13 protein-coding genes are annotated in these 13,874 nt (G+C 62.2%); 9 read left to right on the forward strand and 4 right to left on the reverse strand.

All coding sequences use genetic code 11. The annotated features are described in order from the left end of the window. Window positions 1-7: 7 nt before the first annotated feature. From H096_RS31640 to araH, 3 genes are read left to right on the forward strand one after another with little or no spacing between them, the layout of a single operon-like run. Window positions 8-1,012 carry a substrate-binding domain-containing protein gene (locus H096_RS31640; RefSeq protein WP_016976497.1) on the forward strand — a complete coding sequence of 335 codons (1,005 nt, stop codon included), beginning with the start codon at window positions 8-10 and terminating at the stop codon, window positions 1,010-1,012. Beyond that, on the forward strand, window positions 1,009-2,511 hold the full coding sequence (gene araG, locus H096_RS31645; protein ID WP_033903155.1) for an L-arabinose ABC transporter ATP-binding protein AraG: 1,503 nt from the start codon (window positions 1,009-1,011) through the stop codon (window positions 2,509-2,511). Before H096_RS31640 ends, araG begins: the two co-directional genes overlap by 4 nt. Window positions 2,512-2,520: 9 nt before the next feature. Beyond that, on the forward strand, window positions 2,521-3,489 hold the full coding sequence (gene araH / locus H096_RS31650) for an L-arabinose ABC transporter permease AraH (protein WP_033903156.1): 969 nt from the start codon (window positions 2,521-2,523) through the stop codon (window positions 3,487-3,489). Between the two features lie 249 nt (window positions 3,490-3,738). Here the strand turns inward: araH and H096_RS31655 are convergent, their stop codons facing one another. Then, window positions 3,739-4,887 carry an aldose epimerase family protein gene (locus H096_RS31655; protein WP_033903157.1) on the reverse strand — a complete coding sequence of 383 codons (1,149 nt, stop codon included), beginning with the start codon at window positions 4,885-4,887 and terminating at the stop codon, window positions 3,739-3,741. Window positions 4,888-5,024: 137 nt separating this feature from the next. Between H096_RS31655 and H096_RS31660 the strand changes: the two genes are divergently transcribed. Then, window positions 5,025-5,792 carry an SDR family oxidoreductase gene (locus tag H096_RS31660; protein WP_033903158.1) on the forward strand — a complete coding sequence of 256 codons (768 nt, stop codon included), beginning with the start codon at window positions 5,025-5,027 and terminating at the stop codon, window positions 5,790-5,792. Here H096_RS31660 and mug read toward each other — a convergent pair. After that, the gene (mug, locus tag H096_RS31665; RefSeq protein WP_033903159.1) at window positions 5,767-6,300 is read right to left on the reverse strand and encodes a G/U mismatch-specific DNA glycosylase; all 534 of its coding nucleotides are present in this window, start codon (window positions 6,298-6,300) and stop codon (window positions 5,767-5,769) included. The genes H096_RS31660 and mug overlap by 26 nt on opposite strands. Further along, window positions 6,297-7,295 carry an AraC family transcriptional regulator gene (locus H096_RS31670; protein WP_051422273.1) on the reverse strand — a complete coding sequence of 333 codons (999 nt, stop codon included), beginning with the start codon at window positions 7,293-7,295 and terminating at the stop codon, window positions 6,297-6,299. The genes mug and H096_RS31670 overlap by 4 nt, the downstream gene beginning before the upstream one ends. 65 nt (window positions 7,296-7,360) lie before the next feature. Here H096_RS31670 and H096_RS31675 point away from each other — a divergent pair, with 65 nt between their 5' ends. Next, window positions 7,361-8,587, forward strand: a complete 1,227-nt coding sequence (locus H096_RS31675; protein WP_033903160.1) for an MFS transporter — start codon at window positions 7,361-7,363, stop codon at window positions 8,585-8,587. Window position 8,588: 1 nt separating this feature from the next. Here H096_RS31675 and H096_RS31680 read toward each other — a convergent pair whose 3' ends face one another. Next, entirely contained in the window at window positions 8,589-9,446 is an 858-nt protein-coding gene (locus tag H096_RS31680; protein ID WP_033903161.1) for a LysR substrate-binding domain-containing protein, read from the reverse strand. Window positions 9,447-9,580: 134 nt separating this feature from the next. Here H096_RS31680 and H096_RS31685 point away from each other — a divergent pair, with 134 nt between their 5' ends. The 4 genes from H096_RS31685 (at window position 9,581) to H096_RS31700 (ending at window position 13,845) form a co-directional block, all read left to right on the forward strand. After that, window positions 9,581-10,630 (forward strand): agmatine deiminase family protein, encoded by a 1,050-nt coding sequence (locus H096_RS31685; RefSeq protein ID WP_033903162.1) that lies wholly within the window; start codon window positions 9,581-9,583, stop codon window positions 10,628-10,630. Beyond that, on the forward strand, window positions 10,627-11,508 hold the full coding sequence (aguB, locus tag H096_RS31690) for an N-carbamoylputrescine amidase (protein WP_033903163.1): 882 nt from the start codon (window positions 10,627-10,629) through the stop codon (window positions 11,506-11,508). The genes H096_RS31685 and aguB overlap by 4 nt, the downstream gene beginning before the upstream one ends. Continuing rightward, a complete protein-coding gene (locus H096_RS31695; RefSeq protein WP_033903164.1) occupies window positions 11,505-12,578 on the forward strand; it encodes an extracellular solute-binding protein in 1,074 nt (357 codons plus the stop codon). Before aguB ends, H096_RS31695 begins: the two co-directional genes overlap by 4 nt. A gap of 166 nt (window positions 12,579-12,744) precedes the next feature. Beyond that, on the forward strand, window positions 12,745-13,845 hold the full coding sequence (locus tag H096_RS31700; RefSeq protein WP_033903165.1) for an agmatine deiminase family protein: 1,101 nt from the start codon (window positions 12,745-12,747) through the stop codon (window positions 13,843-13,845). Window positions 13,846-13,874: the final 29 nt, after the last annotated feature.

Consider the following 13,874-nt stretch of genomic DNA (forward strand, 5'->3'; position numbering starts at 1 on the left):
CACCCGTATGAATCGTCGTCGTGGTTTGCGTTCCCTGTGCTGCGCCGCTGTGGCGGTCTCGGCCATGAGCTTGAGCGGGCTGTTGCTGGCCGCTGAAGAAGTGAAGATCGGTTTCCTGGTCAAACAGGCTGAGGAACCGTGGTTCCAGACCGAGTGGGCCTTTGCCGAGAAAGCCGGCAAGGAACATGGCTTCACCGTGATCAAGATCGCTGTGCCCGATGGTGAGAAAACCCTCTCGGCCATCGACAGCCTGGCCGCCAACGGTGCCAAAGGCTTTGTGATCTGCCCGCCGGACGTGTCCCTCGGCCCGGCCATCGTCGCCAAGGCCAAGGCCAACGGCTTGAAAGTCATTGCAGTGGATGACCGCTTCGTCGACGCCAAAGGCAACTTCATGGAAGACGTGCCGTACCTGGGCATGGCGGCCTTCGAGGTCGGCCAGAAGCAAGGCGCCGCCATGGCCGCCGAAGCGAAAAAACGCGGCTGGGACTGGAAGGACACCTATGCGGTGATCAACACCTTCAACGAGCTCGACACCGGTAAGAAGCGCACCGATGGCTCGGTCAAATCCCTGGAAGAAGCCGGCATTCCCAAGGATCACATCTTGTTTACGGCCGCCAAGACCCTGGATGTCCCAGGCAGCATGGACGCCACCAACTCGGCCCTGGTGAAACTGCCCAGCGGCGCGAAAAACCTGATCATCGGCGGCATGAACGACAACACCGTGCTCGGCGGCGTACGCGCTACTGAAAGCGCCGGCTTCAAGGCGGCCAACGTGATCGGCATCGGCATCAATGGCACCGACGCCATCGGCGAGCTGAAAAAACCGAGCAGCGGCTTCTTCGGTTCGATGCTGCCGAGCCCGCACATCGAGGGCTATAACACCGCGCTGATGATGTACGAGTGGGTCACAAAAGGCACCGAGCCGCCGAAGTACACGGCCATGGACGAAGTGACCCTGATCACCCGTGAAAACTTCCAAGCCGAGCTGACCAAGATCGGGCTGTGGCAATGACTGCTGCCGCCTTGCGATTTGACGGCATCGGCAAAACCTTTCCGGGGGTCAAGGCGCTGGATGGCATCAGCTTCAGCGCCCACCCTGGGCAGGTGCACGCGTTGATGGGCGAGAACGGCGCGGGCAAGTCGACGCTGCTGAAGATCCTCGGCGGCGCCTACATTCCCAACAGCGGCACGCTGCAGATCGGCGAGCAGGTCATGGCCTTCAAAAACGCTGCTGACAGCATTGCCAGCGGCGTGGCGGTGATCCATCAGGAACTGCACCTGGTGCCGGAAATGAGCGTGGCCGAGAACCTGTTTCTCGGGCATTTGCCATCGAGGTTCGGCGTGGTCAACCGGGGGCTGCTGCGAGAGCAGGCCCTTGCTTGCCTGAAGGGCCTGGCGGATGAAATCGATCCTGCCGAGAAGCTCGGGCGTCTTTCCCTGGGCCAGCGCCAACTGGTGGAAATCGCCAAAGCGCTGTCCCGTGGCGCCCATGTGATTGCGTTTGATGAGCCCACCAGCAGCCTTTCCGCACGGGAGATCGACCGCTTGATGGCGATCATCGCGCGCCTGCGCGATGAGGGCAAAGTGGTGCTCTACGTGTCGCACCGCATGGAGGAAGTGTTCCGTATCTGCAATGCGGTGACGGTGTTCAAGGACGGCCGTTATGTGCGCACCTTCGAGGACATGAGCACGCTGACCCATGACCAGTTGGTGACCTGCATGGTCGGCCGCGATATCCAGGACATCTACGACTACCGCCCGCGTGAGCACGGCGAGGTGGCGCTCAAGGTCGACGGCCTGTTGGGGCCTGGCCTGCGTGAGCCGATCAGTTTCAACGTGCGCAAGGGCGAGATTCTTGGCTTGTTCGGGCTGGTCGGGGCAGGGCGCACGGAGTTGTTCCGCCTGCTCAGTGGCCTGGAGCGAGCCAGTGTCGGGCAACTGCAACTCTGTGGTGAACCGCTGCATTTGCAGTCACCACGGGACGCCATCGCGGCCGGCGTGCTGTTGTGCCCGGAAGACCGCAAGAAGGAGGGCATCATTCCGCTGTCCAGCGTCGCCGAGAACATCAATATCAGCGCGCGGGGCGCTCATTCCACGTTTGGCTGGCTGCTGCGCGACGGCTGGGAGAAGGGCAACGCCGACCAGCAGATCAAGGCCATGAAGGTCAAGACGCCCAACGCGGCGCAAAAGATCATGTACCTCTCTGGCGGCAACCAGCAAAAAGCCATTCTCGGCCGCTGGCTGTCGATGCCGATGAAAGTCTTGCTGCTCGACGAACCCACCCGTGGCATCGATATCGGCGCCAAGGCCGAGATCTACCAGATCATCCATAACCTCGCTGCTCAGGGCATTGCGGTGATCGTGGTGTCCAGCGACCTCATGGAAGTGATGGGCATCAGCGACCGCATCCTGGTGCTGTGCGAAGGCGCGCTGCGCGGCGAACAAATCCGCGAACACGCGACTGAATCCAACCTGCTGCAATTGGCCTTGCCGCGCAGCCTGGCGAACTGAGAGACGATTATGACCCCTCAACACAACGTGCTGCCCACCGCGCGCAAGCCCTTGGACCTGCGCGCATTGCTGGACAACTGGGCGATGCTGCTGGCCGCCGTGAGCATCTTTTTGCTGTGCGCCTTGCTGATCGACAACTTCCTTTCACCGTTGAACATGCGCGGGCTGGGCCTGGCGATTTCCACCGTGGGCATCGCTGCCTGCACCATGCTGTTCTGCCTGGCGTCGGGGCATTTTGACCTGTCGGTGGGCTCGGTCATCGCCTGCGCCGGGGTGGTGGCGGCGATTGTGATGCGCGACACCGACAGCGTCATGCTTGGCATTGGCGCGGCGCTGCTGATGGGCCTGATGGTGGGGCTGATCAACGGCATCGTCATCGCCAAGCTGCGGGTCAATGCGCTGATTACCACGCTGGCGACCATGCAGATCGTGCGTGGCCTGGCGTACATCTTTGCCAACGGCAAGGCGGTGGGCGTGTCCCAGGATCAGTTCTTTGTCTTCGGTAACGGCCAGTTGTTTGGCGTGCCGGTGCCGATCCTGATCACCATTTTGTGCTTCCTGTTCTTCGGCTGGCTGCTCAACTACACCACCTACGGGCGCAACACCATGGCCATTGGCGGCAACCCGGAAGCGGCGTTGCTGGCGGGGGTGAACGTGGACCGCACCAAGATCCTGATCTTCGCTGTGCATGGGGTGATCGGGGCGTTGGCTGGGGTGATATTGGCGTCGCGCATGACCTCCGGCCAGCCGATGATTGGCCAGGGCTTTGAGCTGACAGTGATTTCGGCGTGCGTGCTGGGCGGGGTTTCGTTGAGTGGCGGGGTAGGGATGATCCGCCATGTAATCGCCGGAGTGTTGATTTTGGCAATCATCGAGAATGCGATGAACCTGAAGAACATCGACACGTTCTATCAGTATGTGATCCGGGGTTCGATCCTGCTGCTGGCCGTGGTCATCGACCGCATGAAACAACGCTGATTGTGGAGACTGGGCTTATGTGGCGAGCGGGCTTGTTGTGGCAGCCGAGCTTGTTGTGGCGAGCGGGCTTGCCCCGCGTTGGGGCGCGAAGCGGCCCTAAAACCTGCAACGGAGTTCGGACTGGAAGAATGCAGTGACTGTATTGGGGCTGCTTCGCAGCCCAACGCGGGGCAAGCCCGCTCGCCACAACAAGCCCTCTAGCCACAAACAACGGACCCGCCTCGTTAACCGAAGCGGGTTTAGGTCAGATCAGTCGGTGGTGAATTTGAAGATTGTGTTCTGGGTATAGGTCTGACCTGGGTTCAGGCGCGTAGAGGCAAACGTCGGCTGGTTAGGCGCATCCGGGAAATGCTGGGTCTCCAGCGTAAACCCGCTCCAGTGCTGATAGGTCTTCCCAGCCTTGCCCTTCACCGACCCATCCAGGAAGTTGCTGGTATAAAACTGCACCCCAGGTTCGGTGGTAAACAGCTGCAAGCGCCGCCCCGACTCAGGATCATGCACCTCGGCCGCAAGCTGCTTCACATCACCTTTGTTATCCAGCGCCCAGTTGAAGTCAAACCCACCCTGTTTCGGCTCGGCAAACTTGAGCTGCGGGTGATCCTCCTTGATGTGCTGGCCGATGGGTGTCGGTTTCAGGAAGTCCATCGGCGTGCCCATGACGGGTGCCAGTTCGCCGGTAGGGATCAGGGTGGCATTCACCGGCGTGTAATGGCTGGCGTGCAACGTGGCAACCTGCTTGAGGATGTCGCCATTGCCCGCGCCGGCCAGGTTGAAGTAGCTGTGGTTGGTGAGGTTGAGCACCGTGGGTTTGTCGGTGGTGGCCTTGTAGTCGATGTGCAGTTCGTTGTTGTCGTTGAGGCGGTAGGTGACCTCGGTCTTCAGGTTGCCGGGGAAGCCCATTTCACCGTCCTTGGACAGGTAGGTGAGGGTCACGCCCACCGAGTCCTTGGCCTTGACGGGCGTGGCTTTCCATACGTGCTTGTCGAAGCCCTGGGCGCCGCCATGCAGCGAATTGGGGCCGTCGTTGAGCGGCACCTGGTAGCGCTTGCCGTCGAGCTCAAAAGCGCCACCGGCCAGGCGATTGCCGAAGCGCCCGATGGTCGCGCCGAAAAATGCGTTGCCGCTTTGATAGCCCTGCACGTCGTCGAAGCCTAGCACCACGTCCTCGACCTTGCCGTGTTTGTCCGGCACCTTGAGCGATTGCAACACGCCGCCGTAGGTGATGACCGTGGCTTGCATGCCGTGGCTGTTGCGCAGGATGTACTGTTCGACGGCGATGCCGTCGTTGGTTTTACCGAAAGGTTTGTGTTCGCTGGTGAGGCCTGCGGCCTGGGTGCCGCCGCTGGCGATCAGCATGGACATCGCCAGGCCCGACAGCAGGTATCGAGGGTGCTTCATGATCGAACTTCCTTTTGTTGTTTTGAGTGGAATAGTTCTACTAATGTGCGATATTTTGTCGATAGAGCAGCGAATTTATAGCCTTTAACGCCATTTTTGCAAAATAAAATAAGACTAATTGAGCGAGGCAAGCTTTCATGACGACCCAGCACGCTGTTTACCCCGACCTCGAAGGTAAGACGGTCCTGATCTCCGGAGGCGCTTCGGGCATTGGCGAATTCATGGTGCGCGCCTTTGCAGCGCAAGGTGCCAAGGTCGGCTTTGTCGACCGCGCTCAAAGCCAGGGCGAACGCTTGGCGGCGCTGCTGAGTTTGCGCGGGCACACGGTTGAATTCGTAAATTGCGACATCACTGATGAGATCGCCTACAAGGCCGCCATCACGCGTTTCGAACACTCCCTGGGGCCGATCACCGTGCTGGTGAACAACGCCGCCAATGACGTGCGCCACACCTTGGAAGAGGTCGACTCGGAAATGTTCGATCGGCTGATTTCCGTCAACCTCAAGCACGCCTTCTTCGCCGCCAAGGCGGTGGTGCCGATGATGAAAAGCGCGGGCGGCGGGGCGATCATCAACCTCGGTTCAGTTGGCTGGATGATGGCCTCCGCCGGCTACCCGGTGTACGCCGCCAGCAAGGCCGCCGCCCACGGCATGACCCGCGCCCTGGCCCGGGAACTGGGACCGAGCCGGATCCGTGTGAATACGCTGGTGCCGGGGTGGGTGATGACGGAAAAACAATTGGCGATGTGGGTCGACGATGCGGCTAAAGAGCTGATCAGCCGCAGCCAGTGCCTGCCGGGCAGTGTGCTGCCGGAACACATCGCCAATATGGCGTTGTTTCTCGCCTCCGATGCCTCGGCGATGTGTTCGGCGCAGAACTTTATTGTGGATGGCGGCTGGGTGTAGGTGTTTGGCAAGCCAGGCACAGCTCGCGGTAGGCATTCACAAGCTGTTCCAGGCTGAACGCCAGGTTGCGCCCGCTGGGGTTGGGTAATACCCACACGGACGCGCCGCCCAGCAACTGCGGCTGTAATCCCCAATCAACCTGGCGCTGGCCCGACAACGCGCTATAACCGGCCTTGCCGAGAAAGGCCACGAAGCGTGGCTGATAGCGTCGGATCTTGTGTTCGAACGCCGCTGCGGCATCCGTGAACTCATGCCGGGCCAGTTCTCCGGCGCTGGCCGTGGGCCGTTCTACGACCGTGGTCAGGCCGCAGCCATAGTGCGGCAGTGTAGGGCCGTCCTCGGGACGTATCTCATGCGGCGTGAAACCGGCCAGGTGCAAGGTGCGCCAGAAACGGTTGCTGCGATTGGCAAAGTGCAGGCCCAGTGCGGCGGAGCCTTTGCCGGGGTTGATGCCGCAGAACACCACGTTCAGGTGATCGGCCAGGATGTCTTCGAGGCGGTCGTTCATGTTGGGCTCCTGCCGCGCTGACGGCTGGCCCCAGGGGGTTGGCCGGTAATACGCTTGAACGCACGGCTGAACGCTGCCTGAGAGGTATAGCCCAGGCGCAGCGCCACTGCCTCGATAGGCAAACGCTCCAGGGTCAGCCATTGGCTGGCCAGGCGCATGCGCAATTGCGTCACGTAGCGCAGGGGCGGGATGCCCAGGGTGGCCTGGAAGCGCTCGGCGAACACCGAACGGGAGGTGTGACAGTGCGCCGCCAATTCGGCCACGCTCCAATCGCGGCCAGGTTGCTGGTGCAGGACGAGCAGGGCACCGGCCAATCGCGTGTCGCGCAGCGCCGCCACCAATCCCGATGCATTCCCGCAGGCACATTCCACCCAGCCCCGCACGATCATGGCGGCGACCACATCGGCCAGGCGCGCGAGGATGCCGCAGTAGCCGATGCGGGCAGCGGACACTTCACGCTCCATCACCGCCAGGATCGGCATCAGGCCGGGGTAACGCTGGCCCTGGGCATCGATCAGCATCAAGGCCGGCATCAGGCTACCGAGCCCCTGGAGACTGCCGAGTTCGAACGCCATGCAGGCGCTGAACAGCAAGGTGCTGGGGGGCGTATCAGGGGACGCATCCACGGCGCAGACGGTATCGCCCAACGCGGTCGCGGCAAAGCCGTCAATGTCCTGCACAGGCCTGTCCGCATCGGAGGACAGCGCATGGGCGCCGCCGTGGGAGATGAACACGGCATTGCCTGCCGACAATTCAAACAGGCCACCGTCGTCGGTTTTCAGGGTGGCCGTGCCTGCGGCCAGGAAGTGGAAGTAGGCATGTCCGGGTTTGGCCGCAAAGCCCATGCCGAAGCTCGGTCCGGCCTGGATGCGCCGGTACTGCACCCCACTCAGGCGCATGCCGCGCAGCAGTTCGTCGATGAGGTCGGAGGACTGATTGAAAGGGGCCATTGCAGTCATATTCGGGGTTTTGGTCAAAAACTCAAGGGTCTGCATCATAGATCATCCGGATGGGCGAACCTAGACTGGCCGTCGCGCTAATTTCCCGAGGATGTTGTGTGATGAATGATTATGTAGTCCAAACCGCTCACCCTGCCCAAGTGGCGCCCGATGCGCCCGCCTGGATGGCGGTGTTTTCCCTGGCCATGGGGGTGTTTGGCTTGTTGACGGCGGAGTACCTGCCGGCCAGCTTGTTGACGCCAATGGCGCTGGACCTGGGCGTGTCCGAGGCGCTCGCTGGCCAGGCCGTGACGGTGACGGCAGTGGTGGCGTTGTTCGCCGGGCTGCCGGTGCCCGGCCTCACGCGTGGGATCGACCGACGCGTGGTGCTGCTGGGTTTCTCCCTGCTCATGATTGCCTCAAACCTGTTGGTGGCGTTCTCTTCAAGCCTGGCGGTGCTGCTGCTGATGCGCATCCTGCTGGGCGTCGCCCTGGGCGGTTTCTGGAGCATGGCAGCCGCCGTGGCGATGCGCCTGGTGCCGGCGGCGCTGCTGCCCCGAGCGCTGTCGATCATCTTCAGTGGTATTGCGGTGGGCACGGTGGTCGCCGTGCCGCTGGGCAGCTACCTCGGTGGTCTGTATGGCTGGCGCAGTGCGTTCATTGCCGCCGCGGCTGTTGGTGGCGTGACGCTGGCGTTCCAACTGTTCACGCTGCCACGCCTGGCGCCCACGGGCACCGCACGTCTGCGCACGGTACTGGACGTGCTGCTGCGTCCGGGCATCGCCATCGGCATGTTTGGCTGCGTGCTGGTGCACACCGGGCACTTTGCGCTGTTCACTTACATCCGGCCTTTCCTGGAAAGCACCACGGGGGTGGGGACAGAAGGGCTGGCGTTGATGCTGCTGGGGTTCGGCGCAGCCAACTTCATCGGTACGCTGCTGGCCGGTTGGATGCTGGTGCGTTATCCACGTGGCACGTTGGTGCTGATGCCGGTATTGGTTGGCGTTGCGGCGCTCGCCTTGGTGTTGCTGCCGGCCTCCCTGCCAGGCCAGGCATTGCTGCTGGCGCTGTGGGGCATGGCGTTTGGCGGGGTGCCCGTGGCGTGGTCGAACTGGGTGGCCCGCGCCGTGCCGGATCAAGCTGAAAGTGCCGGTGGCATGGTGGTGGCGTCCGTGCAATCAGCCATTGCGGCGGGCGCGGCCGGTGGAGGAGCGATGTTCAGTCTCAGTGGCATCAGCGGCGTGTTTCTGGGCGCGGGTGTACTGATGCTGTTGGCCGCCTTGTTGATTGCGCTGCGAGTGCAGGTGCCACGCACCGAGGCAGGTATGGGCGTGGCGCTGCACCTTTGAACTAGGTCTCCAGGTGGCTCAGCAACCACGCCGTGAAACTGCGCGCCAGCGGATCCTGCTCGCTGTCGCGATGGGTCAGCAGCGCCCAGCTCGGCCCGCGAATCGTCGCGTCGACCAATGGCGTGAGCAACCCGTCGGTTTGCGCCTGACGGCTCAGCAACTGGCTGACCAAACCAATTCCCAGGCCGGTACATACGGCATCGAGCAACAGGCCGGGGTCGGAGAAATTCAGGCCCTGGTCCTGCTGCCCCACATCAATCCCGGCTTCCACCGCCCAATGGCTCCAGTCCATTTCCCGTTCACCGTGGAGGGTGGTGCGTTGTGCCAGGGGCAGCTTCAACAGCCGTGGGTGGCAGGCGGGAAACAGCCGGTCGGCGTGCAGCACCTTGAAGCTGCATTCGGCCTGGGAGCTGATGTCGTCGCGCACGGCCAGGTCGATGGTCTGGCTGGCCATGTCGGGCACTTCGTCGGTGCTGAAGATCCACAGGTCGACTTCCGGGTGTTGCTGGCGGAAATCCGCGAGCCGTGGCAACAGCCAGTGCCGGGCAAAGGTCGGCGTGGTGTTGAGCACCAGTTGATTGGGCTTGCGGTACTGCCCCAGGCGCCGCACGCCCACCGCCAGTTGCTGCAGCAGCGCTTGGGTGGTGCTGAGGAAGTCATGGCCCGCGTCGGTCAGGCTCACGCTGCGTCCGCTGCGGAAAAACAGCGGCTGTTCCAGGTATGCCTCCAGGCTGCGGATCTGCTGGCTGATCGCCGATTGGGTCAGGTGCAGTTCTTCGGCGGCCTTGTGGAAACTGCCCAGTCGCGCCGCAGCTTCAAAGCCGCGCAGGGTGCCGAGGGGCGGCCAGTGGTTGAGCATGCTGATAAGTTCCTCTAATCAGTTTTCTACAAAATCCATCGTTTGTCCGGCTTTGCAAGCTGCCATAGCATGTGTGTCAAGACTCCGTGGGCAGTTTTCACTGAACACAATGACTTAACTGAAGGGTACTTGTCATGCAGCAGAATGCAATGCAAAGCAATGGTTGGTGGATGCCTGCGGAGTGGGCCCGGCATGCGGCGACGTGGATGGTCTGGCCGCACAATCGGGCCTTGTGGGAAACCACGTGGGGCGTGACCCTGGCGCACGTGCAGCAGGATTTTGCACGGGTAGCCAATGCGATCGCACGCTTCGAACCGGTGAAAATGCTGGTTGATCCGTCTGCCGTGGCGGGCGCCAAGGCGCTGTGCGGGCCGGGCATCGAGCTCATCGAACAGGCCGTCAACGACAGCTGGTGCCGCGATTCCGGCCCGACCTTTGTCTGCCATCCGCAGCTGGGCACGGCCGGTGTGAGCTGGCGCTTCAATGCCTGGGGTGGCAAGTCGGCCCATGATTTGGACGAAAGCCTGGCACGTCGGGTGCTCAATCACCTGGGGCTGGAATGTTTCGGCACGCCCCTGAGCAATGAAGGCGGCGCGATCCATGTGGACGGCGAGGGCACGCTGATCACCACCGAATCGGTGCTGCTAAACCCCAACCGCAACCCCGGCGTGAGCAAGGCCGAGATGGAAGCCATCTTCACGCGCCTGCTGGGCATCAAGAAGACCATTTGGTTGCCCGGCGACCCGGACTACGTCACGGGCGACATGACTGACGGGCATGTTGATGGTGTCTGCGCATTTGCCCGTCCTGGCGTGTTGCTGGTCGATGCGACTCTGGATCAAAGCTCTGTATACGCCGAAGTGGTGCGCGAAAACCGTCGCGCCCTGGAACTCGCCACCGACGCCCGAGGCCGCCATTTCGAGCTGATCGAGCTGTATGAAGCCACTGATGCGGTCGACACCGACGCCGAGGTGTTCTGCGCCTCCTACACCAACTTCTACATTGCCAACGGCGCAATCATCATGCCGGCCTATGGCATTGCAGCCGATCATGTCGCGGCAGAAGTCCTGGCCCAGGCGTTTCCTGGTCGCGAGATCGTACCGGTGCAGATCAACCACCTGGCCCATGGCGGCGGCGGCGTGCACTGCATCACCCAGCAACAGCCAGCGTGGGTGAAGCCATGAGTATTCTGACCATTGCCACTACCCAAATGCCCTGCACCTGGGACCTGCAGGGCAACCTCGACCGTGCCGAGCAACTGGTGCGAGACGCGGCGGCGCAGGGCGCGCAGGTCATTCTGTTGCAGGAACTGTTTGCCACGCCGTATTTCTGCATCGAGCAGCACCACAAGCACTTGGCGCTGGCCGAGGACTATCAGCACAGTCACGTGCTCAAACGCTTCGCCGCACTGGCCAAGGAGTTGGGCGTGGTACTGCCGCTGAGTTGGTTCGAAAAGGCCGGCAATGCATTCTTCAATTCCCTCAGCGTGGCGGATGCCGACGGGCGCTTGCTCGGCGTGTACCGCAAGACCCATATCCCGAACGCCATCGGCTATCAGGAGAAGGAATATTTCAGCCCCGGCGACACAGGTTTTCGCGTCTGGGAGACGGTCTTCGGGCGCCTGGGCGTGGGCATCTGCTGGGACCAGTGGTTCCCGGAGACCGCGCGCTGCCTGGCGTTGCAAGGCGCCGAAGTGCTGCTGTTTCCCACCGCCATCGGCTCGGAACCCGGTTGTGCCACGCTCGATTCGCGGGACCATTGGCAGATGACCATGCGCGGCCACGCGGCAGCAAACCTGTTGCCGGTGGTGGCGGCCAATCGCGTCGGGCGTGAAGTGGCGACCACTGATCCGGACCTGCAAATGGACTTCTACGGCTCATCGTTCATCTGCGACCACAAGGGCAAGCTGCTGGCTGAAGCGGATCGCGACTCCACCGGCGTGCTGCTGCGCAGCCTCGATCTGTCCGCCATGCGCGAAGACCGCCTGACCTGGGGCATCTATCGCGACCGTCGCCCGGAGATGTACAGCGGACTGCTGACCCTGGATGGGCGTCCATCATGAAGCGGCTATTGAGTTGTGCGCTGATCATGACGAGTGTCTGCGCCTTGGCTGAGGACAAAACCCTCAAGCTCTACAACTGGGCCGATTATTTCGCTGCCGACACCTTGTCCAGGTTCACCGCCGAGACCGGGATCCGGGTGATCTACGACGTGATGGATGGCAGCGAAACCCTGGAAGCCAAGTTGATGGCCGGCGGCAGCGGCTACGACCTGATCTTCCCCGGCGATACCGTGGCCGAACGCCTGATGCGCGCCGGCAGTCTGCAAGCACTGGACCCCGCCAAGCTCAGCGCCATGAGCGACATCGAGCCGGGGCTGCAGAAACTGCGCACCCACTACGTCAATTCGAACAAAGCCACGGTGCCCTACACTTGGGGCACGATCGGCCTGACCTACAACACCCAGCAGATCCAGCAGCGTATGCCAAATGCGCCGGTTAACAGCCTCGACCTGTTGTTCAAGCCGGAGAACGCGGCGAAATTCGCCGATTGCGGCATCTCGCTGATCGACTCGCCGGACGAAGTACTCGCCGTGGTGCTCAACTACCTGGGCCGCGACCCGCGCAGCGCCAAGCGTGAAGACCTGGCGGCGGCCAGCGATCTATTGCTCAAGGTGCGCCCGTACATCCGCAAGTTCCAGTCGCAACCGGTGACCGACCTGGTCAATGGCAACCTGTGCCTGTCCCTCGGCTACAGCGGCGACATGACCCAGGCCCAGCGCGCCGCCGATGCCGCGGGCAAAGCGGTGACCTTCGGTTATCACATCCCCCGCGAAGGCACTACGGTGTGGATGGACACCATGGCCATCCCGGTCGACGCCCAGCACCCGGAATACGCTTACGCCTTCATCAACTTCGTGATGCGCCCGCAAAACATGGCGGCCATCACCAACCTCACCGGCTACCCCACGGCGAACGCCAAGGCGCGGCCGGACGTGGAGGCAAGCATGCGCGATAACCCGGACATCTACCCGGACGCTGCCACCTTCGAACGGTTGATCGCCGGCAAGGACATCCCCCAGGCCGATATGCGCGCACGAATGCGTGTATGGACTAAATTCAAAACCATGTAGCTGAGGGGCTTTTGTGGCGAGGGGGCTTGTCCCCCGTTGGAGTGCGTAGCGCTCCCGCTTTTTTTGGGGCCGCTGCGCAGCCCAACGGGGGACAAGCCCCCTCGCCACAAAACGCTCTTCATCACAATGAACTCCATTCAATCCGAACCTTAGGCAAGAGAACCCCATGCCAACCCGTCGCACCTTCATCAAACAAGCCAGTGTGGTCTGCGCCATGACCTTGATCGCCCCGCATCTACGCGCCGCCACCCGCGGCGGTTTCTACATGCCCGACGAGGGCGAAAAACACCGTCAGGCCTTCATTGCCTTTGGCGCCCAGGACGCCATCTGGGAAGACTTTACCGCCGACGTGCAGGCCGCTTTGGGCCGTATCGCCAGGGCGATTGCTGATCACGAACCGGTCACCGTGTTCTGCCGTGAAGACGAACACCATCTTGCGGAAAAACACTGCGGCACCCGCAACATCACCTTCGTGGAAACCGAGCTGGATGACATCTGGATGCGCGACACCGGCGCCAACTTCGTCATCGACGGCAGCGGCGGCCTGGGCGCGGTGGACTTCAACTTCAATGGCTGGGGCAACAAGCAGCAGCACGACGATGACGCGCTGCTGGCGGCCCAGATCGCCGAAGCAACCGGCGCCCGGCCTATCCGCAGCGAATTGGTGGGCGAGGGTGGCGGGATTGAGGTCGATGGCCTCGGCACCGGCATCATGACCGAAAGCAGCTGGATCAACCGCAATCGCAACCCGGACTGGAGCAAGGCCGAGGTCGAGGCCGAACTCAAGGAACGCCTGGGCCTGCGCAAGATCATCTGGCTGCCGGGCATCAAGGGCAAAGACATCACCGATGCCCATGTCGATTTCTACGCGCGTTTCGTCGCGCCTGGCGTGGTGCTGGCCAACCTCGATACCGACCCTGAATCCTATGATCACAAGGTCACCCTGGCGCACCTGGAGATTCTCAAAAAGGCTACTGATGCCGACGGCCGGCCTTTACAGGTGCACACGGTGTCGCCGCCGCTCAACCCGCGTAAAAGCAAGTTCAGCAAGGGCAATCCGGATTTTGCGGCGGGCTACATCAATTACTTCGTGATAAACGGTGCGGTGATCGCCCCGGAGTTCGGCGACCCGGTGGCGGACCGCAAGGCGCTGGACCTGCTGGCCCGGCTCTACCCGGACCGTAAGGTGGTCGCACTGAATATCGATGCGATTGCAGCGGGGGGCGGTGGCATTCACTGTGTGACGAGCCATCAACCTTTGGTTTAGTCTGGGATCGAAAACGCCTCTGGAGCCGT

The sequence above is a fragment of the Pseudomonas sp. FH1 genome (genome assembly GCF_000510895.2).
Taxonomy (GTDB): Bacteria; Pseudomonadota; Gammaproteobacteria; order Pseudomonadales; family Pseudomonadaceae; genus Aquipseudomonas; species Aquipseudomonas azotoformans_A.

Coding starts and splice junctions, on each gene's coding strand:
- H096_RS31660 (WP_033903158.1), top strand. CDS start 5,025: ATGACGACCCAGCACGCTGTTTACCCCGACCTCGAAGGTAAGACGGTC.
- H096_RS31670 (WP_051422273.1), bottom strand. CDS start 7,295: ATGCAGACCCTTGAGTTTTTGACCAAAACCCCGAATATGACTGCAATG.
- H096_RS31680 (WP_033903161.1), bottom strand. CDS start 9,446: ATGCTCAACCACTGGCCGCCCCTCGGCACCCTGCGCGGCTTTGAAGCT.
- araH (WP_033903156.1), top strand. CDS start 2,521: ATGACCCCTCAACACAACGTGCTGCCCACCGCGCGCAAGCCCTTGGAC.
- H096_RS31675 (WP_033903160.1), top strand. CDS start 7,361: ATGAATGATTATGTAGTCCAAACCGCTCACCCTGCCCAAGTGGCGCCC.
- araG (WP_033903155.1), top strand. CDS start 1,009: ATGACTGCTGCCGCCTTGCGATTTGACGGCATCGGCAAAACCTTTCCG.
- H096_RS31700 (WP_033903165.1), top strand. CDS start 12,745: ATGCCAACCCGTCGCACCTTCATCAAACAAGCCAGTGTGGTCTGCGCC.
- H096_RS31655 (WP_033903157.1), bottom strand. CDS start 4,887: ATGAAGCACCCTCGATACCTGCTGTCGGGCCTGGCGATGTCCATGCTG.
- mug (WP_033903159.1), bottom strand. CDS start 6,300: ATGAACGACCGCCTCGAAGACATCCTGGCCGATCACCTGAACGTGGTG.
- aguB (WP_033903163.1), top strand. CDS start 10,627: ATGAGTATTCTGACCATTGCCACTACCCAAATGCCCTGCACCTGGGAC.
- H096_RS31640 (WP_016976497.1), top strand. CDS start 8: ATGAATCGTCGTCGTGGTTTGCGTTCCCTGTGCTGCGCCGCTGTGGCG.
- H096_RS31685 (WP_033903162.1), top strand. CDS start 9,581: ATGCAGCAGAATGCAATGCAAAGCAATGGTTGGTGGATGCCTGCGGAG.
- H096_RS31695 (WP_033903164.1), top strand. CDS start 11,505: ATGAAGCGGCTATTGAGTTGTGCGCTGATCATGACGAGTGTCTGCGCC.